The organism is Streptomyces sp. NPDC058697 (assembly GCF_042715345.1).
GTDB lineage: Bacteria > Actinomycetota > Actinomycetes > Streptomycetales > Streptomycetaceae > Streptomyces > Streptomyces liliifuscus.
The window spans coordinates 42,542-63,731 of the sequence record NZ_JBHXSU010000013.1; the positions used below are offsets into that span (position 1 = coordinate 42,542).

General features: G+C 70.2%; 18 protein-coding genes and 2 pseudogenes. 11 read left to right on the forward strand and 9 right to left on the reverse strand.

Annotation, left to right across the window (positions count from 1 at the left end; all coding sequences use genetic code 11):
- Nucleotides 1-3 precede the first annotated feature (3 nt).
- Nucleotides 4-285 (reverse strand): annotated as a pseudogene (locus tag ACFWXQ_RS27820) (WD40 repeat domain-containing protein); the annotation flags it as partial.
- Nucleotides 286-342: 57 nt separating this feature from the next.
- Nucleotides 343-711: an ATP-binding protein gene (locus ACFWXQ_RS27825; protein ID WP_383936342.1), complete on the reverse strand. Its 369-nt coding sequence runs from the start codon at nucleotides 709-711 to the stop codon at nucleotides 343-345.
- A gap of 100 nt (nucleotides 712-811) precedes the next feature.
- Here ACFWXQ_RS27825 and ACFWXQ_RS27830 point away from each other — a divergent pair, with 100 nt between their 5' ends.
- The 3 genes and pseudogenes from ACFWXQ_RS27830 to ACFWXQ_RS27840 all read left to right on the forward strand — a co-directional run.
- Nucleotides 812-1,390 carry an IS607 family transposase gene (locus tag ACFWXQ_RS27830; protein WP_383936340.1) on the forward strand — a complete coding sequence of 193 codons (579 nt, stop codon included), beginning with the start codon at nucleotides 812-814 and terminating at the stop codon, nucleotides 1,388-1,390.
- On the forward strand, nucleotides 1,387-2,898 hold the full coding sequence (gene tnpB, locus ACFWXQ_RS27835) for an IS607 family element RNA-guided endonuclease TnpB (RefSeq protein WP_383936338.1): 1,512 nt from the start codon (nucleotides 1,387-1,389) through the stop codon (nucleotides 2,896-2,898). The genes ACFWXQ_RS27830 and tnpB overlap by 4 nt, the downstream gene beginning before the upstream one ends.
- A gap of 29 nt (nucleotides 2,899-2,927) precedes the next feature.
- Nucleotides 2,928-3,085 (forward strand): annotated as a pseudogene (locus ACFWXQ_RS27840) (helix-turn-helix domain-containing protein); the annotation flags it as partial.
- Between the two features lie 132 nt (nucleotides 3,086-3,217).
- Here ACFWXQ_RS27840 and ACFWXQ_RS27845 read toward each other — a convergent pair.
- Entirely contained in the window at nucleotides 3,218-4,387 is a 1,170-nt protein-coding gene (locus ACFWXQ_RS27845; RefSeq protein WP_383936336.1) for a steroid 3-ketoacyl-CoA thiolase, read from the reverse strand.
- A 303-nt stretch (nucleotides 4,388-4,690) separates the two neighbouring features.
- On the opposite strand from ACFWXQ_RS27845, the gene ACFWXQ_RS27850 reads away from it, so the two are divergent.
- Together ACFWXQ_RS27850 and ACFWXQ_RS27855 are read left to right on the forward strand one after the other, a co-directional pair.
- Nucleotides 4,691-5,935: a cytochrome P450 gene (locus ACFWXQ_RS27850; protein ID WP_383936334.1), complete on the forward strand. Its 1,245-nt coding sequence runs from the start codon at nucleotides 4,691-4,693 to the stop codon at nucleotides 5,933-5,935.
- A gap of 194 nt (nucleotides 5,936-6,129) precedes the next feature.
- Nucleotides 6,130-7,785, forward strand: coding sequence for a hypothetical protein (locus ACFWXQ_RS27855; protein WP_383936332.1), 1,656 nt, complete (start codon nucleotides 6,130-6,132; stop codon nucleotides 7,783-7,785).
- Here the strand turns inward: ACFWXQ_RS27855 and ACFWXQ_RS27860 are convergent.
- Nucleotides 7,739-9,805, reverse strand: a complete 2,067-nt coding sequence (locus ACFWXQ_RS27860) for a bifunctional glycosyltransferase 87/phosphatase PAP2 family protein (protein WP_383936330.1) — start codon at nucleotides 9,803-9,805, stop codon at nucleotides 7,739-7,741. The genes ACFWXQ_RS27855 and ACFWXQ_RS27860 overlap by 47 nt on opposite strands.
- 302 nt (nucleotides 9,806-10,107) lie before the next feature.
- Here ACFWXQ_RS27860 and ACFWXQ_RS27865 point away from each other — a divergent pair, with 302 nt between their 5' ends.
- On the forward strand, nucleotides 10,108-10,788 hold the full coding sequence (locus ACFWXQ_RS27865; protein ID WP_383936328.1) for an O-methyltransferase: 681 nt from the start codon (nucleotides 10,108-10,110) through the stop codon (nucleotides 10,786-10,788).
- A 48-nt stretch (nucleotides 10,789-10,836) separates the two neighbouring features.
- Here the strand turns inward: ACFWXQ_RS27865 and ACFWXQ_RS27870 are convergent, their stop codons facing one another.
- Nucleotides 10,837-11,235 (reverse strand): hypothetical protein, encoded by a 399-nt coding sequence (locus tag ACFWXQ_RS27870; RefSeq protein WP_383936326.1) that lies wholly within the window; start codon nucleotides 11,233-11,235, stop codon nucleotides 10,837-10,839.
- A 172-nt stretch (nucleotides 11,236-11,407) separates the two neighbouring features.
- On the opposite strand from ACFWXQ_RS27870, the gene ACFWXQ_RS27875 reads away from it, so the two are divergent.
- Nucleotides 11,408-11,812, forward strand: a complete 405-nt coding sequence (locus ACFWXQ_RS27875; protein ID WP_383936324.1) for a DUF1992 domain-containing protein — start codon at nucleotides 11,408-11,410, stop codon at nucleotides 11,810-11,812.
- Nucleotides 11,813-11,987: 175 nt separating this feature from the next.
- Here ACFWXQ_RS27875 and ACFWXQ_RS27880 read toward each other — a convergent pair whose 3' ends face one another.
- Together ACFWXQ_RS27880 and ACFWXQ_RS27885 are read right to left on the reverse strand one after the other, a co-directional pair.
- A complete protein-coding gene (locus tag ACFWXQ_RS27880) occupies nucleotides 11,988-12,251 on the reverse strand; it encodes a hypothetical protein (protein ID WP_383936322.1) in 264 nt (87 codons plus the stop codon).
- A gap of 896 nt (nucleotides 12,252-13,147) precedes the next feature.
- A complete protein-coding gene (locus ACFWXQ_RS27885; RefSeq protein ID WP_383936320.1) occupies nucleotides 13,148-13,870 on the reverse strand; it encodes a hypothetical protein in 723 nt (240 codons plus the stop codon).
- A gap of 189 nt (nucleotides 13,871-14,059) precedes the next feature.
- Here ACFWXQ_RS27885 and ACFWXQ_RS27890 point away from each other — a divergent pair, with 189 nt between their 5' ends.
- Together ACFWXQ_RS27890 and ACFWXQ_RS27895 are read left to right on the forward strand one after the other, a co-directional pair.
- Nucleotides 14,060-14,689, forward strand: a complete 630-nt coding sequence (locus tag ACFWXQ_RS27890; RefSeq protein WP_383936318.1) for a dihydrofolate reductase family protein — start codon at nucleotides 14,060-14,062, stop codon at nucleotides 14,687-14,689.
- 85 nt (nucleotides 14,690-14,774) lie between these two features.
- Nucleotides 14,775-15,299, forward strand: coding sequence for a GNAT family N-acetyltransferase (locus tag ACFWXQ_RS27895; RefSeq protein ID WP_383936316.1), 525 nt, complete (start codon nucleotides 14,775-14,777; stop codon nucleotides 15,297-15,299).
- A 72-nt stretch (nucleotides 15,300-15,371) separates the two neighbouring features.
- On the opposite strand, the gene ACFWXQ_RS27900 is transcribed toward ACFWXQ_RS27895, so the two are convergent.
- Nucleotides 15,372-17,489: a DHA2 family efflux MFS transporter permease subunit gene (locus ACFWXQ_RS27900; RefSeq protein WP_383936314.1), complete on the reverse strand. Its 2,118-nt coding sequence runs from the start codon at nucleotides 17,487-17,489 to the stop codon at nucleotides 15,372-15,374.
- A gap of 167 nt (nucleotides 17,490-17,656) precedes the next feature.
- Between ACFWXQ_RS27900 and ACFWXQ_RS27905 the strand changes: the two genes are divergently transcribed.
- A complete protein-coding gene (locus tag ACFWXQ_RS27905) occupies nucleotides 17,657-18,691 on the forward strand; it encodes a peptidoglycan-binding protein (protein ID WP_383936312.1) in 1,035 nt (344 codons plus the stop codon).
- A 710-nt stretch (nucleotides 18,692-19,401) separates the two neighbouring features.
- Here ACFWXQ_RS27905 and ACFWXQ_RS27910 read toward each other — a convergent pair.
- Nucleotides 19,402-20,070: an HAD family hydrolase gene (locus ACFWXQ_RS27910; RefSeq protein WP_383936310.1), complete on the reverse strand. Its 669-nt coding sequence runs from the start codon at nucleotides 20,068-20,070 to the stop codon at nucleotides 19,402-19,404.
- Nucleotides 20,071-20,405: 335 nt separating this feature from the next.
- Here ACFWXQ_RS27910 and ACFWXQ_RS27915 point away from each other — a divergent pair, with 335 nt between their 5' ends.
- The gene (locus ACFWXQ_RS27915; RefSeq protein WP_189838102.1) at nucleotides 20,406-21,050 is read left to right on the forward strand and encodes an HNH endonuclease family protein; all 645 of its coding nucleotides are present in this window, start codon (nucleotides 20,406-20,408) and stop codon (nucleotides 21,048-21,050) included.
- Nucleotides 21,051-21,190 lie beyond the last annotated feature (140 nt).

Here is a 21,190-nt window from a genome sequence, read left to right on the forward strand (position 1 = left end):
ACCTCAGGGCGGGCGTGACGGCGTGGACGCCGAAGCCCAGTCGGCGCCACCGTCCCAGGTCGATGCCACCGACGACGCGGCACACCTGGCGGATACGGCGGTTGACATCGAGGTCCCAGATCCTGGCGGTGCCGTTCGCAGCCTCCCGTCAGCAGGGTGGCCCCGTCTCGCGCGTAGGTGACGGCCGCCACCACACCGAGTGCGGTCGTCACCGCCCGAGACGAGGGTGGTCCCGTCCGGGCCGAACGCGACGGCGTTCACGGCGTCGCTGTGCCCGCGCAGGACCGCGACGGTCCGGCCGCGAAGGGGCTCGTAGCGCGACGACGTTGTCCGCTCCCGCTGTCAGAGCGTGCTTCCGCACTCGAACCACACGCTCTTCCCGCCACCGGACAGGGGATCAACTCCCCACTTGTCGGCCACCGCGTCGACCAGGACGAGCCCACGGCCGCCTTCCGACTCGGGTGACAGTTCGACGGGAATCGACGGAAGCCGCGAAGACCCGTCCGTCACCTCCACCCGAACCCCCGCCACCTGCCTCAGCAACAGGAACACACAGCGCCGGTCCGGGACATGGCGTACGACGTTGGCGAGCAGCTCGGTCGCGCCCAGTTCCACGGCGTCGGTCAGCTCCGGTATGTCCCACTCGCCCAAATAGAAGCGGACGATTCGGCGGACGTACCGCGGCGAGTGTTCGCAGCCGGCGAGGCGCATGCCTTACGGGTGGTGCGGGGCTCGCGAGGGTGGGAGGGCGCACAACAGTTCTCATTACTTTCAGTGAATATCAGTCATCATCAGTGAATATCCTGGCGATGTGAAACTCTCTGAGTGGGCAGCACGCAACGGCGTGCACTACCAGACCGCGTGGACTTGGGCGAAAGAGGGCCGTATGCCGGTCCCGGTCGTCCAGACGCCGTCAGGCACATGGCTCGTGACTGAGTCCGCCCCGCAGGCCGCGGGGCGGGTCGTGGCGTACTGCCGTGTCTCGTCCACTGACCAGAAAGCAGACCTGGAGCGCCAGGTTTCCCGGACCATTCAGGGCGCAACGTCCCAGGGCCTCGCGGTCGCTGACGTGGTGACGGAGGTCGGCTCCGGATTGAACGGGCGCCGTCGCAAGCTGCATCGGCTGCTCGCCGATTCGGGTGTGGGAACAATCGTGGTCGAGCACCGCGAACGCCTCGCCCAGTTCGGCTTCGAGTACTTGGAAGCCGCCCTCTCGGCCTCGGGGCGGCGCCTTCTCGTCCTTGACCCCTCGGAGACCGCCGACGACCTCGTTGGGGATATCACCGAGGCCCTGACCTCAATGTGTACACGCCTGCATGGCCGACGCGCCGCGAAGAACCGCGCCGCCCAGGCCATCGCCGTCGCCACCGGCCCAGAGGTGGCCGGATGAAGAAGTTCAAGCCCCGGCCCGGTTTCACCGTCTTCGCACACAAGCTCGCGCTGGACCCGAACGCCACGGCCAGCCGTCACCTGCACTCACATGCAGGTGCAGCGCGGGCAGCGTACAACTGGGCGGTCGCGTACGTCACCGCCGCGTGGTGGCAGCGCAAGGCCGAGCAGTCGTACGGCATCCCCGAGGACCAGCTCACCGAGTGGCGGTCGTGGTCACTGCCCTCGCTACGGAAGGCGTTCAACGAGGACAAGCGCACCAACCTGCGCTTCGCCGACTGGTGGGAGGGCAACTCCAAGGAGGCCTACAACACCGGCCTGACAAGCGCGTCAGCAGCGTTCGACAACTACGCGAAGTCGAAGCGCGGCGGACGCAAGGGCCGCGCGATGGGCGTCCCGCGCTTCAAATCGAAGCGGAAAACACGCCTGGCCTGTCGATTCACCACCGGGACGATTCGTATCGAACCTGACGGACATCACGTCACCCTGCCGAGGATCGGCCGCGTCCGGCTCCACGAGAACGTCTCCCGATTGAGGGCCCTGGTCGATGCCGGGCACATGCGGATCCTGTCCGCGACCACACGTCTGCATCGGGGCCGCTGGTTTGTATCGATCCAGGTCGAGGAGAAGCACGAACTCGTAAAGGTTGCCCGTCCGGATGGGGCGGTCGGTATCGACCTCGGCATCAAGACGCTGGCCGTCCTCGTGGACAGCGACGGTGCCCTCAGTGAGGAGAAGAACCCGCGCCACCTCGACCGCGCGCAGAAGCAGCTGCGCCTTGCCAGCCGCACCACCTCCCGCCGCCGTGGCCCCGACCGGCGCACCGGACAGCAGGCGTCGAAGCGCTGGGAGAAGGCGAACCAGGCGCGCAACAAGATCCATCACCGGGTCGCAAATCTCCGTGAGGACACCCTCCACAAGTTGACGACCCGTCTCGCCTCCGAGTACGGCACGGTCGTCGTCGAAGATCTCAACGTCGCCGGAATGGGCCGCAACCGGCGCCTGTCCCGCCGGATCGCGGATGCCGCGTTCGGTGAGATCCGACGTCAGCTCACCTATAAAACCCGTCGGCGCGGCACACGCCTCGTCGTCGCCGACCGCTGGTTCCCCTCCTCGAAGACCTGCTCGCGTTGCGGGGTGGTGAAAGCCAAACTGCCCCTCGGCGTGCGTGTCTTCGAGTGCGACAACTGCGGCCTCGTCCTTGACCGGGACGCGAACGCGGGACATAACCTGGTCGCCCTCGCGGCCCGTACGACAGGTACCGGAGTGGCCGGAGACCTGGACCCCGCCGTCAAGGCGGAGTCGAAGCCCCGTGGAGCCGACCGCAAGACCCGCGCCACCCGCCCGCGCCGCAAGGCCGGGACGGGGCGGGCAGGTGGCACAATCCCCAGCCCCCGGGCCGGGAAGGAAACGGGAGACCGTCAACAGGCCACCAGCGCTGAACTCACGCTCTGGCAACCCGTTACGGACCATTCCAGTGGAAACATTGGGATTGCTGAGATCACTTGATGATCAAAGTAACGGAATGTAGTAGTTCACGCAGCACCGCCAGGCTCACCCAGAAACAGCTCGGCGGCATCGTCAACTACACGGGTTCATGGGCCGGACAGATCGAGCCGGCCCGAGAGCCGCCCCGCACTAGTTCAGCGAGCGGAAGGATGCGGCGCTGGGGGCTGGTTGGTTGTCGCGACTCGTCGCGTAGACCAAGTCATATGCTTGTGCTGCGCTCGGTGCGTTGAATCAGAACGATCTGAGCAACCGCGGCACGGCTGACCCGCCAACGCTTACTCCAGACCCGCCACCTTCACCACGTTCCTCAACTGGGCCGCTACAACCGCTGAATGATCGTCCCGGTCGCCAGCGCACCGCCCGCGCACATCGTGATGAGGGCGAACTCCTTGTCCCTGCGCTCCAGTTCATGGAGTGCCGTGGTGATGAGCCGCGCCCCGGTGGCACCCACGGGGTGCCCGAGCGCGATCGCGCCACCATTCACGTTGACCTTCTCCAGGTCCTGTTCGAAGACCTGGGCCCAGCTCAACACCACTGACGCGAAGGCCTCGTTGACCTCGATGACGTCGATGTCCTTGAGCGACATGCCCGCCTTACCCAGCACCGCCTTCGTGGCGTCGATCGGGCCGTCGAGGTGGAAGTGCGGGTCGGAGCCGACCAGGGCCTGAGCCACGATCCGCGCCCGTGGGCGCAGTTTCAGCGCCCGCGCCATCCGTTTCGACGCCCACATCAACGCAGAGGCCCCGTCGGAGATCTGCGACGAGTTCCCCGCCGTGTGCACCGCAGTCGGCATCACCGGCTTCAGGCCGGCCAACGCCTCCATGGACGTGTCGCGCAGCCCCTCGTCACGGTCGACGAGGCGCCACATGCCCTGCCCGGCCCGCTGCTCGTCCTCCGTGGTGGGCACCTGAACGGCGAACGTCTCCCGCTTGAAGCGCTCCTCCGCCCACGCCGCCGCGGCCCGCTCCTGTGAAATCAACCCCAGCGAGTCGACGTTCTCCCTCGTCAGCCCCCGGTGACGAGCGATCCGCTCGGCCGCCTCGAACTGGTTGGGAAGGTCGACGTTCCACTCGTCGGGGGTCGGCTTCCCCGGCCCGTGCTTGGAGGCGGCTCCGAGCGGCACTCGGGACATGACCTCGACACCACAGCTGATGCCGACGTCGATGACGCCCGCCGCGACCATGTTGGCGACCATGTGGGAGGCCTGCTGCGAGGATCCGCACTGCGCGTTCACGGTCGTCGCCGCCGTCTCGTACGGCAGGCCCATCGCGAGCCACGCCGTACGGGCGGGGTTGCCCGACTGCTCTCCGGCGTGGGTGACCGCTCCGCCGACGACCTGCTCGACGCAGTCCGCGTGGATACCCGTACGGCCGAGGAGTTCTCGGTAGGTCTCGCCCAGCAGGTAGGCGGGGTGCAGGTTGGCGAGCGCGCCGCCGCGCCTGCCGATGGGGGTGCGCACGGCTTCTACGATCACGGGTTCCGCGGCCATGGGGAGTCCTCTCCTCGGGTCACCCGCGCGGCGCGGGCGTCCCGGCCCACCCGCCACGCTGAACTAGTACGCGTTCTAGTTCTGCCTGCAGTCTGCTGACCCGGCGTCCGTCACCGCAAGGGTCGTGCAGCTCCCGAAGTCGCGATCTGCACGACTTCCGCACGCAATTCGAGTCGTCGCGCCTCTTGCCACTTGTAGAACCCGTTACTACCTTCACGGCAATTCCCGGTACCTGATGGACCGTCAGAACGTGACGGAACGCCGACTGCCAGAACCCGACCGTCGCACGACCTGGAGTTGCCGATGACCTGTCCAGCGCTGCCCGACGGGTTCGATTTCACCGACCCCGACGTGCTGCACCACCGCGTGCCCTTCCCGGAGTTCGCCGAGCTGCGCCGGACCGAACCGGTCCGCTGGATCCCCCAGCCGCCCAATCTCGCCGGTTTCGGCGACGAGGGCTACTGGGCCGTCACCCGGCACGCCGACGTCAAGTACGTGTCCACGCACCCGGAGTTGTTCTCCTCCACCCTCAACACCGCGATCATCCGCTTCAACGAGCACATGCAGCGCGACGCGATCGACGCGCAGCGGCTGATCCTGCTGAACATGGACCCGCCCGAGCACACCCGGGTCCGCCAGATCGTCCAGCGCGGCTTCACCCCGCGGGCCATCCGCGCGCTGGAGGAGAACCTGCGCGGCCGCGCGGGCCGGATCGTGGAGACCGCGCTGGCGAACGCGGGCCCCGGCGGTTCCTTCGACTTCGTGACCGAGGTCGCCTGCGAACTGCCCCTCCAGGCGATAGCCGAGCTGATCGGCATCCCGCAGGAGGACCGCGCCAAGATCTTCGACTGGTCCAACAAGATGATCGCGTACGACGACCCGGAGTACGCCATCACCGAGGAGGTCGGCCAGGAGTCGGCCACCGAGATCCTCGCCTACGCGATGAACATGTCCGCCGACCGCAAGCAGTGCCCGGCCAAGGACATCGTCACCACGCTGGTCGCCGCCGAGGACGAGGGCAACCTCGGCTCGGACGAGTTCGGCTTCTTCGTACTGATGCTGGCCGTCGCGGGCAACGAGACGACCCGTAACGCCATCACCCACGGCATGCACGCCTTCCTCACCCACGCCGACCAGTGGGACCTCTACAAGCGGGAGCGCCCGGCGACCGCCGCCGAGGAGATCGTCCGCTGGGCGACACCCGTCGTCTCCTTCCAGCGCACGGCGACCCAGGACACCGAGCTGGGCGGCAAGCAGATCAGGAAGGGCGACCGCGTAGGCATCTTCTACTCCTCCGCCAACAACGACCCGGAGGTCTTCGACTCGCCGGAGGTCTTCGACATCACCCGCGACCCGAACCCGCACCTCGGCTTCGGGGGCGGCGGCCCGCACTTCTGCCTCGGCAAGTCGCTGGCCACCCTGGAGATCGACCTGATCTTCAACGCGATCGCCGACGCGATGCCCGGCCTCCAACTGGCGGGCGACCCGCGCCGACTGCGCTCGGCCTGGATCAACGGCGTCAAGGAACTGCAGGTCAGCGCCGGTTGACCCGCCGGTGACCCGCTACGCGGGAGGCAGGGGCATCCCCCCTACGCCCCGCCCCTGCCTCCCCCGGGGCCAACAGGGTTCCACCGGGTTGCCCCGCGCCCGAAAAAGAGTGAACGTTTCCGGTCCGTTACGCGTCTTCACGGATGGCACAGCCAACTGACACCTTCGAAGACTTCGAACGGAAAAGCCGAGCCGTGGTCCCAGCCGAACTGTCACTCGTCCGGCCGGAGGACGCGGCCACCTCCCGGAAGCGGGACTTCCGCCCGGTTTGGAGGCGGTACCGCGTTCCGGTCCTCGCCACCCTGCCGACCCTGCCGCTGTACGTGGTGTGGTGGCTGTTCCTCGCCACCGGCGGCGGTGATCTCGCGGCACAGGAGGCCTGGGCGGACTTCGCGTCCCGGCACGGCGGTTCGGCGTACAGCCTGTTCTGGTACGGCGGGATGCACACCGCCAACTACAGCCTGATCTCGCCCTATCTGATGGCCGCCTTCGGCGTGCGGACGGTCACCGTCGCGGCCGGGCTCCTCGCCGCCTGGCTGGCCTCGGTCCTCATCGTCCGTACGGGGATCCGCCGGCCGCTCGGCCCGGCACTGCTCGCCTCGCTGGCGCTGTGGTGCAACGTCGCGTCGGGGCGGACCACCTTCGCCCTCGGTGTCGCGCTCGGGCTGGCGGCCTGTGTGCTGCTGACCCGGGAACGGCGGCTGCCGCTCGCGGTGGCGTACGCGGCGCTGGCGGCCATGGCGAGCCCGGTGGCCGGGCTGTTCCTGGTCGTGGCGGGCGCCGGCCACGCCCTCGTACGGGACCGGGTGCGGGCCGCCACGCTGATCGTCCCGCCGGTCGTGGTGGTGGGCACGACGACCCTGCTGTTCCCGTTCACGGGCGAGCAGTTGATGCCCGCGGCCCGGATCTGGCCGCCCGTCGTGATCGGCCTCGTCGTGCTGACGCTCGCGCCGCGCGGCTGGCGGGTGCTGCGCTGGGGAGCTGTCGTGTACGCGGCCGGGACGGTCCTCACGTATCTGATCCCCTCGCCGGTCGGCACGAACGTGGAGCGGCTCGCGGAACTCTTCGCGCCGGCCGCCCTGCTGGCCGCGCTGCTCGCGGTGCCGGCCACCTCGGCACCGGCCGGGGTACCCCGCGGGCGCAGCAGGCAGAGACGGGTGGCTCTCGCCATGGCGCTGGTCTTCTCCGTCGGCTGGGTGGGCAAGAAGACGGTCGACGATCTGCAGGTGTCGACGGTGGTACCGGCCTGGGCCCACGACACCACCAGCGTCGTGGAGGCGCTGGACCGGCTCGGCGCCGACCGTACGCGCGTCGAGGTGGTCCCGGCCCGCAACCACCGCGAGGCCACCGCGCTCGCCCCGCATGTGAACCTGGCGCGCGGCTGGAACCGGCAGCTGGACATGGAGCGGGGCCGGCTCTTCTACGACGGGACGTTCTCGGAGACGACGTACCGCGCCTGGCTGGACCGGTGGGCGGTCGGCTTCGTCGTGCTGCCCTCGGGGAAGCCGGACGGCTTCGCGGAGGACGAGGCGCGCCTGGTCGCGCGGGGCACCGAATGGCTGGAGCCGGTGTGGCGGGACGTGAACTGGCGGGTCTACCGCGTGCGCGGGGCGGTGCCGCTGGTGTCGAAGCCCGCCACCGTCGTGCGGGCCGACAGCGCCCAGGTCCTCGTGCACGTCCCGCGGGCCGGCTCGGTGACCGTGCGCGTCGCCTTCTCGCCCTGGCTGTACGCCGAGGGCGGCTGCCTGGAGAAGGCGGGCGAGTTCACGCGTCTGACGGTGACCGAGCCGGGCGAGTACCGGATCAGCTCGGGGTACGGCCCTTCGCCGGGACCGGCTCCGCGATGCTGACGTCCGCTTCCGACTCCGCCGCCGGTTTCGCGAGTTGGCGCGGACGCGGTCCCTGGAGGAGGTAGGTCAGCGCGAAGCCCGCGCCGACGACGGCCGCGCCGCCCGCCGCGTCCAGGACCCAGTGGTTGGCGGTCGCCACGATCGCGGAGACCGTGAACAGCGGGTGCAGCAGGCCGAGTGCCTTCATCCACCATTTCGGGGCGAGGATCGCGATGACGAGCCCGCACCACAGCGACCAGCCGAAGTGCAGCGAAGGCATCGCCGCGTACTGGTTGGTGAGGGCGGTCAGCGTCCCGTAGTCCGGCTGGGAGAAGTCCTGCACGCCGTGCACGGTGTCGATGAAGCCGAGGCCGGGCATCAGCCGCGGCGGGGCCAGCGGGTAGAGCCAGAAGCCGACGAGCGCGAACAGTGTGGCGAAGCCGAGCGCTGCGCGGGCCCAGCGGTACTCGGCGGGGCGGCGGACGTAGAGGATGCCGAGGACGCTCAGCGGCACCACGAAGTGGAACGACGTGTAGTAGAAGTCGAAGAAGCTCTGCAGCCAAGGGACGTCCACCACCGCGTGGTTGACCCAGCGCTCGACGTCGATGTGCAGGAACTTCTCGATCGCGTGGATCTGTTCGCCGTGCTCCTCGGCGGTGGTCCGGCCCCCCGTGTTGGTGCCGCCGGTCGCCGCGAGCCTGACCTGCTGGTACGCGGAGTAGCCGACGCGGATCAGGAGCAGTTCGAGCAGCAGGTTCGGTCTGGTGAGGACCCGGCGCAGGAACGGCAGCAGGGGTACGTGCTTCCAGCGCGTGGGCACCGGCTGCGCGTACTCGGTGGGGACGGGCGAGCGGTAGTACTCCGACGTACGGGACAGAAACGGAACCACGGTGGCCGCCGCGAGAGCGGCGAGCAGGACGACGTTGTCACGCAGCGGGTAGAGGGCCGCCATGTTCGGCAGCATCATCTTCGCCGGGAGCGTCATCACCAGGATGACGGCCACGGGCCATACGTACCGGTCGCCGGCCTTCCTGCCGACCCGGCCGACCAGCGCCAGCAGCACCCACAGCAGCTGGTGCTGCCAGGTGGTGGGCGACACGGCGACGGCGACACAGCCGGTGATCGCGACCGCGAGCAGCAACTGCCCGTCGCGGGCGTACCGCACGGCGCGGCGCAGGCCCAGCACGGCGACGGCCGCGCCCAGCGTCAGGAACAGCCCGATCTCCAGCGGGCCTTCGAGGCCGAGCCGCAGCAACGCGCCGTGCAGCGACTGGTTGGCGAGATCGTCGGCGGGCCGCCCGAGCCCGACTCCGGCCAGGTGGTGCACCCAGTACGTGTACGAGTCGTGCGGCATCGCCGCCCACGCGAGCGCGGTGCCCGCGGCGAAGGTGATCCCGGTGGAGGCGGCGGCCCGGCGGCGGCCGGTGAACCACAGGAGCGGCGCGAAGAGGAGCACGGTCGGCTGGAGGGCCGCCGCGAGCCCGATCAGCACCCCGCTCGCCCGTTCCCCGCGCACGGCGAAGCAGCCGAGGAGCACGAGCAGCACGGGAATGATGCTGGTCTGGCCGAGGTACAGCGTGTTGCGCACGGGCAGCGACAGCATCAGCAGGCTGATGGCGACGGGCGCGGCGAGCAGGGCCGTACGGCGGCTCACGGGCTGCGGCAGGGCGCGCGCGGCGACCAGGCCGAGGGCGGCGACCAGCAGCAGCGTGCCGAAGGTCCAGCCCCAGCCGAGGGCCTGTTCGGCCGAACGGGTGAGGGGTTTGAGGACGAGCCCGGCGAACGGTGTGCCCGTGAACTGGGTCGAGTCGTACAGCGACCCGTTCACATGGAGTACGCCGTTGGGTCCGACCCAGGTCTCCAGGTCCGTCAGCCGTTCCCCTCTCGGCGTGCTCAGGACGACGGCGACCTGCCGTACCGCCAGGACGGCGGCGATCAGCCAGAGGCCCGCGCGGACCAGTCCCAGCCGTGCCTTCGCCGCTCCGGGCGCCGCCGCCCCGAAGGCATCCCCTGGTCGCCCACCGTGCTCAACATTCGCCACGCGCCGTCGGCCCTCCCGCCCCGTTCGTCCCCGGTGTCCCATGGGTCTGGGTGCGTCTGTTTCCTGTTCGAATCCTAAGAGGCTCGCACTCCCCCCGCCGTGAGACGCAGGCAACCCCCTCTTCACCTGACGTCCTTCAGCCTTTTGTCCGGATGGAGGTGTAGAGCGGCCGATGTGGCTCCCTCACAAGCCGCCGCGAGCGCCGTGAGAGGAATACAACCACCCAACCTGCCAGTAACCGGCTATATTCAGCGACGGAACTACTTAGCGCACCTAACTAGACAGACGAAAGGCATACCCGTATGACCGAGCCGCAGCTCTGGCACGACGTGGACGACTACTTCACCGGCCTCCTCGCCCCGCCGGACGACGCCCTGACCGACGCGCTGCGCGACAGCGACACCGCCGGACTGCCCCACATCAACGTCGCCCCGCCGCAGGGCAAGCTGCTGCATCTCCTCGCCGTGATCCAGGGCGCGACGCGCATCCTGGAGATCGGCACACTCGGCGGCTACAGCACCATCTGGCTGGCCCGCGCCCTCCCGCAGGACGGCCGGCTGATCACGCTGGAGTACAGCGAACGACACGCCGAGGTGGCCCGCCGCAACCTCGCCCGGGCCGGCCTGGACAAGATCACCGAGGTCCGGGTGGGCCCGGCGCTCGACTCCCTGACGAAGCTGGCCGACGAGGGCGACGGGAACCCGGCCCCCTTCGACCTGGTCTTCATCGACGCGGACAAGGTCAACAACCCCCGCTATGTGGAGTGGGCCGTGAAGCTCACCCGCCCCGGCAGCCTGATCATCCTCGACAACGTCGTCCGCGGCGGCGCCGTCACCGACGCCACCAGCGACGACCCGAGCGTGCAGGGCACCCGCGAGGCCCTCGACCTGTTCGCCACACACCCGAAACTGACCGCCACGGCGATCCAGACGGTGGGCTCGAAGGGGTACGACGGGTTCGCGCTGGCACGCGTACTGCCGTAGCCCCTCCCTGGCCGTTCACGGGGGCTACGGACTCTCGCCCCTCGGGGGTCAGACCTCGTGGTAGAAGCCCACGTTGACGCTGCGGGGCCCGGTGCGGTCGTAGACGATCAGTTCGCCGGAACCGCCGAGGGGCAGTTTGGCCGTCCCGCCGTACGGCAGGATCTGCGGGGCGGCCCCGCCGACCAGGGTGAGCCGCACCTCGGACGAGGGGTCGTCGTGCGAGCCCCGCAGCCAGGTCACCTGCCAGCTGCCCTCGGGCCCGCACAGGAACTCCAGGTGCACCCGCGAGACGAACAGCCAGTCGTCGGGCGTCGCGAGGCGGCACACGCCCCGGTCCCGCCCCACCCGCAGCACGGCACCCGGCTCGCTCGGCGCGTCGGCCATCTGCATACCGGCCGTCGCGCCGGCTTCCGTACCGGACACCGTGGCCATGGTGAGTTCGAGCACGTGTGCTCCTTCGTTCCCGCGCGTTCCCGCGTTCCAATTGTCCCGCGCCAGGACGCGGTTGACGCCCCGGCGAGGTGTCGCCGCCGAATGATAATTCGCCCGGCCCCGGACCGTCCGGTGCAGCCCCATACCGTTCCGGCACGGTTCGCGCACCGTCCGGCACAATGGACTCATGACCGAGCGCAAGCCTCCTGGTGTCAGCTTCGAGTCCTGGGTCGACAAGCAGATCCGCGATGCGGAGGCCCGTGGGGAGTTCGCCGACCTCCCCGGCATGGGCAAGCCGCTGACGAGCGGTCCCGAGACGTCGTACGACGAACTGTGGTGGATCAAGCAGAAGATGATCCGCGAGGGCCTGACCGTACTGCCGCCGACGCTGGCCCTCCGCAAGGAGGCCGAGGACGCCCTTGAGGCGGTCGCCAAGGCCCCGTCGGAGCAGGCGGTACGGCGGATCGTCACGGAGATCAACAAGAAGATCCGCGAAATGATGTTCAAGCCGCCGCCTGGCCCGCCGCTTGGCCTCAAGCCGTACGACGTCGAGGAGATCGTCCGCGAGTGGCACGAGCGGCGCGCCGGCTGAGGCCGCAGCGTCCTCGCCCTCGTCCTCGTCGAGACCGCGCCGCCCTTTCGGGGCACGGGTGAGGCCCTGCCCCGACACATGGCCCGGGGCAGGGCCTCGCTGCGCAAGATGCCTCAAGGTGCTTGTGGTGTGCGGGAGTTCGCGGGGGTACGGGGGTTCGCTGGGCCCTGTGGGTTCAGAGCCGCAGGAGCCGTTCCGCCAGTTCCCGGTAGTCCCGTAGGGCCAGGCGGAGTTGTTCGGTGTCGGCCTTGTCCTCGCCGGTGGTCTGCCAGGACGTACGGAGTGTGCGGCGGCGCTCGGTGACGGCGTCGGTGAACCGTGCCGCGACCTCTTGGAGGACCTTGTCGGCCTCTTCGACCGAGCCGCGGGGGCCGTCTATGAAGCCGGCCACCGCGTGTTGCAGCTGGAGGGTCCACTTGTCGCCGGCGTCGGGGGACATCAGGCGTCCGCCGGTGCGGGTGCCGCTGGCGGTTTCAGGGGTTGCCTTGCCGTGAGTGCCAGGGACAGGTGTGCCTTCGGGAGCCGTGGAACTTCCCGTCGTGGTCATGTGCCGGTCCGCCTGGGCTGAGCGCGCAGTTCCCCGCGCCCCTGACGGGGCGGGTGTGCCTGAGCCGGCATCGGGAGCGGGGACCCCGCCGGGGGTGGCGGGCCGCCCGGCCCGGCCAAGTATCCCGGTCTGGTCGGCAGCCCCAGCCCTGCCGGATGTCTCGGCCCGACTGGCACCCTCCGCCCGGTCGGCCGCCTCGGCCCGGTCAGGTGCCCCGGTCCGGTCGACAGCCTCATCCCGGCCGGATGCCCCGGTCAGGTCAGGCGCCCCACTCCGGCCGGGTGCCTCGACCCGCCTGACGCCCTCGGCCCGGTCAGCAGCCCCAGCCCGGGGAAGCACCCCGGTCCGGTCGGCTGCCCCAGCCCGGCCGGGTGCTCCGGTCCGGTCGGCAGCCTCATCCCGGCCAGGTGCCCCGGTCGGGTCAGGCGCCCCACTCCGGTCGGGTGCCTCGGCACGCCCGGCACCCTCCGCACGGTCGGCTGCCCCAGCCCGGTCGGCAGACCCAGCCCGGCCAAGTATCCCGGTCCGGTCGGCGGCCCCAGCCTTGCCGGGTATCTCGGCCCGACTGGCGCCCTCCGCCCGGTCAGGCGCCCCGGTCGGGTCGGCGGACGTCGGCCGGTCGGCAGACGTCCGCCGGTCGGCAGACGTCGGCCGGTCCGGAGGTGTCTCCCGGTCGGGAGATGCCGAATCGGTGGCAGATGCCGGGTCGGTGGTGGGTGTCCGCCTGTCGTTGCGTCGTTCTGGTGGGGGCGGGGGTCCGGTTGTTTTGTTGTCGTCCGGCATGGCTCTCAACTCCCCTTCACATGGCGCCTGTTGAGGGCCCACGGGGCGTGTGTGCGGCCGCGGGAACTGTCGGTGTCGGTGTCGGTTCGGGTGGTCTCGGGGGCCTCGTCGGTCTTCTCGCGGGGGGCGCTCTTCCCACGGGACAGCGCCTTTTCCTCTCCGCGGGCCGGGGCCGTCAGGTCCTGGAAGAGTGCGCGGGCCTCCACCAACGCCTCGCGCAGTTCCTCCGTACCGGCCGCCGCCTGGCCCGTGCCGGAGCCGGCCGTGGGCGCGTGCGCGGCCCGGTGGACGCGCCGGTAGCCGTGGACGTGGTGCGCGTGGTGCACGGAGAGCGCGTCGAGCTGCTCGTCGTGACGGCTGCCGTCCGGGAACCCACGGGCGCCGGCCACCTCGGCGATGAGCCGGTCCGCCTCGACGACGGCGTCACGCGGCGAGTCGACGAACTGCTCCTGCACGGCGGTCCAGCGGACCAGATACCGCTCCCGCGCCCCGGGCTCCAGCGGCTGCTCGCGCAGCGATCCGTGCCGCTTCACCCGCTCTTCGAGTTCGTGCTCGGCGGCCTTGGAGTCGCCGTCGTGCCGCGCGACGGCCCGGTCGTACTCGGGCCCGAAGCGCCGCTTCAGGCCTCGCCCGCCGCCCGCCCCGCGGGCCACGACGGACCGGGCGACCACGGCGGCCACAACAGCCACCGCGACCACGATCAGAAGGATGATCACGCCTGTGGACATGGAATGCCTTCCGGGTTCTGGGCCCATAGGGCCGCTTCCCCAGCCGGGTTGCCCGCACGACGCTCCCCAAACTGCGCTCACGACATCCGTGCGGCAGCGTGTCGATCGCGGCGTCCCCCGTTCGACGCATGGGTGAGAGCACGAGTGAGGGGCGGCACAGGGGCGCCTCCTGATACCGAGGAGAACATCGTGAGCAAGGTCGTCGCACGGATCGGCATATCGCTCGACGGATACATCACCGGCCCCGACTCGGGAGCCGAGCACCCGCTCGGCATCGGCGGCGAACGTATTCACAACTGGGTGTACGGACTGCGCGCGTTCCGCGAGATGCAGGGGCAGAAGGGCGGAACGGAGGGCCGGGACAACGACGTCGTCGCCGAGTGGGTCGCCCGGTCGGGCGCGGTGGTCATGGGCCACGGCATGTTCATCAGCGGCGAGGTGCCCTGGGGCGAGGAGCCGCCGTTCCACATGCCCGTGTACGTCGTCACCCACCACCCCCGCGAGACCGTGGTGAAGGAAGGCGGCACGAGCTACCACTTCGTCACCGAGGGCCCCGAGCACGCCCTCGCCCTGGCCCGGGAGGCGGCGGGCGAGAAGGGCGTCTCCCTGGCGGGCGGCGCGAACCTGGTCCAGCAGTTCATCCGCGCCGGTCTCCTCGACGAACTCCTCCTCCACGTCGTCCCGGTCCTCACCTGCGCCGGCACCCGGCTCTTCGACAACCTGGGCACGGACCACATCGAGTGGGAGAAGGCCGCGGTAGTCGACTCCCCGGAGGTCACCCACATCCACCTGCGGGCCCTGAAGCGGACCACCGGGTGAGCCGGCGGCAAGCGGGCCACCGGGACAGCCGGGGGGCGGTAATTCGCTTGCGGACGGCGTACGGGATCTCGTGACAATGCCCGCCATGACGACACGTACGCCCGGTACGCCGGCGCCCTGGACCGTGGCCCCCGAGCCGTTCGACTCGCCGACCGCGGTCGCCCTCTGGCGGGCGTACTACACGGAGGTCAGCGACCGCTGGTACCGGCTGCACCGCGGGCACGACACCGACCCCGCCGAGCTGGAACGCGAGATCGCCGCCGACACCGGGGCCGAATTCGCCCCGCCGGATGGAGTGCTGGTCGTCGCACGGCACGACGGCGAGGCGGCGGGCATGGCGGGCGTACGGCTCCGCGACGCGGCGACGGGCGAGCTCAAGCGTGTCTTCGTACGCGCGGATCTGCGGGGCAGGGGCGGCGGTGCCGTTCTTCTGGGGGCGGCCGAGGAGGCGGCCCGGGCGCTCGGGGCCGGGCGGCTGGTCCTCGACACCCGGGGCGACCTGGTGGAGGCGCGGGCGTTGTACGCCCGGCACGGCTACGCGGAGACCGAGGCGTACAACGACGACGTGTACGCCGAGCACTGGTTCGCCAAGAGCCTCCTCACCGCCTGAACGGCTCGCGCGTCATCGCGTCTCGCCCGTCATCACATCCCGCCCGTCATCCGCCGGGCCGCCGTCCCGGGTTCACTTGGTGAGCCACACCCGGCCGGTCGGCTTCGGCACGGTTCCGTTGTGTGGGCGTTCCTCGTTGGAGCCGCACATCTCGGCGTTCAGCTCCTCGACCAGCCGGACCAGGTCGGTGGGGCGGTCCGGGCCCCACCAGTCGCCCAGGAGCTCGGCGAGGGACTCCTCACGGGCCTTTGCCAGCTTCTCGGCGGCCTCGCTGCCCTGGTCGGTCAGGACGAGGTCGAGGCCCTCCCGTACGGCGAGATGCCTCTCCTCGACCTGGCGGGCGGCCGCGATGACGACGTGCAGGGGCACCGCGCTGCGCTCGGCGAGGACGGCCGGCTCGGCCCAGCCGTAGCGCCTGATCCGCAGCAGGAGCCAGCTCGCGGCGGGCAGCAGGTCGTACCCGGCGCGGGCGGTGATCTTCTTGTAGATCTCGCGCCGCCCTTCGCGGGTGCCGAGCACGGACAGCGCGCGGCACACCTCGTCGTACGAGGAGCGCTCCACCGGGTTGCTGGCCAGCGTCTGGGTGGCGTCCGGTGCCGTCACCGAGGCCCGCAGCCGGTCCTCGCGCAGGAACCAGGCGAGCGCGAAGCCGAGGAGGGCGACCGGGGCCGCGTACAGGAAGACGTCCGTGATGGAGGTGGAGTACGCCTCGACGACGGGTGGCCGGAGTGCGGCCGGGAGGTCGGCGATGATCTTCGGGTCGGACTTCAGCGCGTCCGTGCCGAGGCTCGGCGGGAGGTCCTGCCCCCGGAGCGCGGCGGTCAGTTCGCTGGCCAGCCGACTTGCGAAGACCGTGCCGAAGATCGCGACACCGAACGAGGCGCCGATGGAGCGGAAGAAGGTGGCGCCGGAGGTGGCGACGCCGAGATCCTCGTACGAGACGGAGTTCTGCACGATCAGCACGAGGACCTGCATGACCAGGCCGAGCCCCAGGCCGAACACGAGGAGGTACGAGCTCATCTCGGCCGCGGAGCTGTTCTCGTCGAGCTGGTGCAGGAGCAGCAGACCGATCGCGGTGACGCCCGTACCGGCGATGGGGAACACCTTCCAGCGGCCCGTGCGGCTGACGATCTGCCCAGAGACGGTCGAGGAGACGAGCAGTCCGGCCACCATCGGCAGCATGTGCACACCCGACATGGTGGGCGAGATGCCGTGGACGACCTGGAGGAACGTCGGGAGGTACGTCATCGCGCCGAACATCGCGAAGCCGACGATGAAGCTGATCACGGCGGCAAGGGTGAAGGTGCGGATCCGGAACAGCTTCAGGGGCAGTACGGGTTCGGCGGCGCGCTGTTCGACGGCCACGAACGCCACGGCGAGGACGGCACCCAGCACCGCGAGGCCGATAATCTGCGGCGAGCCCCAGCCCCAGGTGTTGCCGCCGAGCGAGGCGACGAGGACCAGACAGGTGGCGACAGCCGCGATCAGGAACGTACCGAGGTAGTCGATCGTGTGCTTCTGGGCGCGGACCGGGATGCGCAGGACGGTCGCGATGACGGCGAGCGCGACGATCCCGATGGGGAGGTTGATGTAGAAGACCCAGCGCCAGCTGAGGTGTTGGGTGAACAGCCCGCCGAGCAGCGGACCAAGGACACTGCTGGCTCCGAAGACCGCGCCGAACAGGCCCTGGTACTTGCCCCGTTCGCGGGGCGAGACGATGTCGCCGACGATCGCCATCGACAGCACGATGAGTCCGCCGCCGCCGAGGCCCTGGAGGGCGCGGAAGGCGATCAGCTGGGGCATGTTCTGCGCCATGCCGCACAGCGCGGAGCCGATCAGGAAGATCACGATCGCGGTCTGGAACAGCTTCTTGCGTCCGTACTGGTCACCGAGCTTGCCCCAGAGCGGGGTGGCGGCCGTGGAGGCGAGGAGATACGCGGTGACGACCCACGACAGGTGGTCGAGGCCGCCCAGGTCGCTGACGATGGTCGGCAGCGCGGTCGACACGATCGTCTGGTCGAGCGCGGCGAGCAGCAGTCCGAGCAGCAGGGCCCCGATCGAGACGAGGACGCCGCCCTTCGGGTGCTCCTGACCGGCGGTGGCACCGTGCGAATGGTCCCGGGTGGGGTGGGCCGCCTTCGGTGTGTCCATGCCGTTCGTGTCGTTCGCACCGTGCGCATCCTCGGCCATGAAGACCTCCCGGCCACGAGAGTCCCGTTTCCTCTTCCATCCTGGTCGGTGTGACCGGTTATGGCCTGTTGAATCCGCTACGGAGTCCGGGATTCCGGGGGTAACCGGGAGATTGTGTGGAGGGTGTCTGCATAATCGCTGGAGTTCGTACGGGGAGGAACCCACACGTGAACGACCGGAACGGTCACATATGCCCGGAATGCGGGGCGCCCTGGGAGTCGGGGGGCTCCCCCACGTGCGACTGCGCCCGCCGGGCGGCGGACGCCCTCCTGGAGACCCGCTCAGCAGAGGCCGCCGCCGCAGAGGACTTCGACCCCCTGCGCATCCGCCCGTACGTGGACCTGGACCCGACGACGGCGGGGTCGACGCCGGCGGGTGTTCCTGCGCCTGACGGCACGGACGACGAGCACGGGTACGGGCAGGACCACAGGTACGGCACCCCATCCGAGCCGCCACCCACGAGGGCGGAGCCCGAAGCGCAGCCGGCCGACGCGACCGCCACCGCCCAGCTGCCCCGCGCGACGGCGCTCCCTCATCCCCCCGCTCCCAACACGAGCCTCTTCGAGGAGGCTCGTCAGCTGGACCGGGCCGAGGACCCCACGGAGAGCACGGGCCGACGCCGCCGCTTCGCACTCGTCGGGGCCGGTGCCACGGCGGCGGTGGTCGCGGCGGCGGGGTTCGCGAGCGGACTGTTCTCGTACGACGCGCCGTCGCGGGAGAGTGCGGCCCCGGACGACATACGGGCGAGCGTGCCGGACACGCCCCTGGAGGAGCCGTCGCCGTCGGTCTCCGAGTCGCCCACGGGGTCGCCGTCGCCCTCACCGTCGGAGTCGAGCAGCGCGAGCGCGACACCGTCACCGACGCGCTCGACGACCTCGCCGGCGCCGCCGCGCCCGACCGCCACGACCCGCGCCCCGTCGACGGGCGCCCCCACCCCCACGACCAGCCCGCCCTCCACCCCACCGGAGAAGGCCGAGCCCGTGACCCTGCGCCGCGGCGACGAGGGCCCCGAGGTGACCGAACTCCAGCAACGCCTCCAGCAGGTCGCCCTCTTCACGGGCACCCCCGACGGCGACTACGACAACAAAACCGAAAACGCCGTCCGCAACTACCAACTGACCCGAAACATCAACAACGAGGACACAGGCACATACGACAAAGAAACCCGCACCCGCCTGGAATCAGAAACGACAGAACCATAGAGCCCCAAGCCAAGCCCTGACCTCGAAGGACCCAACCCCTGTGCCCTTCGAAGACACCGAACGCCAAGCTGAGGACACCGGGCAGCGGCTCTGGGCGCCGGGCTCCGGGCAGCGAAGGGGCCGAACCCTGGGCCTCGATGACGCGGCCCCCGGCGCCTGGAAGACGCCGAGCATCGGGCCTTGAGGACACCGACCCCTGAACCTCAAAGACACCGGATGCCGGACTCGGCTCATGGCGCTCCGGGCGCCGGTCTCCAGGCAGCGAGGGGTTCGAACCCCCTGGACCTTGAAGCTACCGAGGCTCCGGGCTCGAAGGCTCCGGGCTCCGGGCGGCGAAGGGGTCGAACCCCTGGGCCTTGAAGGCACCGAGCCTCCGGCCTCAAAGGCTCCGGCTCCGGCTCCGGCTCCGGCTCCGGCTCCGGCTCCGGCTAGCGAACGCACCGGAGGCCCCCCCTTTCAACCGGCCGGACCCCAGGCTTCCAACGGCAACCGGACCTGCCCCTTCAAACAGCCGAACCCCGGGCTTTCAGGGGCGCGGGGAACTGCGCGACCAGCCCCCACTCAGCCGCACCCAACACCAAACCCCAGCCCACCCCATCCCAGGGGCGCGGGGAACTGCGCGACAAGCCCAACACAACCCGCACCCGACAGCCCGCAGCACGCAGCACGCACCCCGCAGAACCCCCAGCACCCGCAAACCGACCCCCGGGTCACCCCACCCGCAGCCGAACCACCCCACCCCCCAACCCCTCAACAGCCACCTGTCGAAGATCCCGCACCACAACATCCGGCCGATGAAACCCAGCCCGGGGCCCAACCCCGACAACCCGCATCCCCGCGGAGCGCCCCGCCGAGATCCCCGCCCCCGAGTCCTCGAACACCACACACTCCTCAGGCGCGACCCCCAACTCCGCCGCCCCCTTCAAAAACCCCTCAGGATCCGGCTTGCTCGCCCCCACGGACTCCGCCGTGACCCGAACCTCCGGCAGCGAAAGCCCCGCCGCCCCCATCCGCGCGGTGGACAGCGCAACATCCGCGGACGTGACGAGCGCATGCGCCACCACCCCCCGCAACGAGGCAAGAAACTCCGCGGCCCCCGGAATCGCGACAACCCCGTCCATGTCCGCCGTCTCCTCGGCGAGCATCCGCGCGTTGTCGGCGTAGTTCTGCTCCATGGGCCGGCTGGGCAGCAGCACGGCCATCGACGCGTACCCCTGCCGCCCGTGGACGACCTTCATGACCTCGTCCCCGTCGAGCCCGTGCCGGTCGGCCCAGCGGCGCCACACGCGCTCGACGACGGCGTCCGAGTTGACGAGGGTGCCGTCCATGTCCAGCAGCAGGGCACGGGCGGTCAGCACGGTTGACGCCGTCATCGGCATGCTCCAAAGCGTGGAAGAGGGGTCCCGAGCGGGGCCGTTCCCTGACCCCCGGGGGGACAAGGCGGCCCCGCCCGCCGGTCAGGGAGTGCGGACGGGAGCCACTTTGTTCCCCCACGGTACAAAACGAAGACCCGATCCCGCTACCACCCCAGAGACCCCATTCCACACGAACCCACAACAGGGCGGCCGACGAAATCCCGAAAGTCCCGCCCAGCCTCTTGTTGTGTCATGAACACGTCATTAACTTCTCACCTGACGCACATCTCCCGGAAACCGGCCACCGCGAGCATTCAGTCGCTCGCAGGTCAACTTCCCCCCACCCCAAGGGAGTTCGCATGCCGAAGATCTACGCGCGTCGACGGCTGAGTCTAGTGGCCGCCTTCGCCGGATTGATAGCCATGGTCGGGCTTTTCAACGGCCCGACCGCCTCCGCCGCGCTGCCCACCCCGGTCAGCGCCGCCACCGCCCGCACCTACCTCGCCTCGCTCACCGTGGCGACCGAGGACCGCACCGGCTACGACCGCGACCTGTTCAACCACTGGATCACCATCAGCGGCACCTGCAACACCCGTGAGACGGTCCTGAAGCGCGACGGCACGAACGTCGTCACCAGCTCCGCCTGCGCGGCCACCAGCGGCAGCTGGTACTCCGTCTACGACGGCGCGACCTGGACCGCCGCCTCCGACCTCGACATCGACCACCTCGTCCCGCTGGCCGAGGCCTGGGACTCCGGCGCCGACAGCTGGTCCGCGTCCACCCGCCAGGCGTTCGCCAACGACCTCACCCGCCCGCAGCTCATCGCCGTCACGGACAACGTGAACCAGTCGAAGAGCGACCAGGACCCGGCCGAGTGGATGCCGTCGCGCACGGCCTACGCCTGCACCTACGTACGCGCCTGGGTCCAGGTGAAGTACTACTACGACCTCTCCGTCGACTCGGCGGAGAAGAGCAAGCTCAGCTCGGTCCTCAGCGGCTGCTGATCACCAACTGATCCACAGCGGACCGACGGCCGACCGGCAGCAAAAGGCGGCAGATGGCCAGCTGACGGACAACTGATGTGCGGCCGATCGGCCCCTGATCAACTGCACCATGCACGGAACCTCCCCGCTCACCTCCGTCG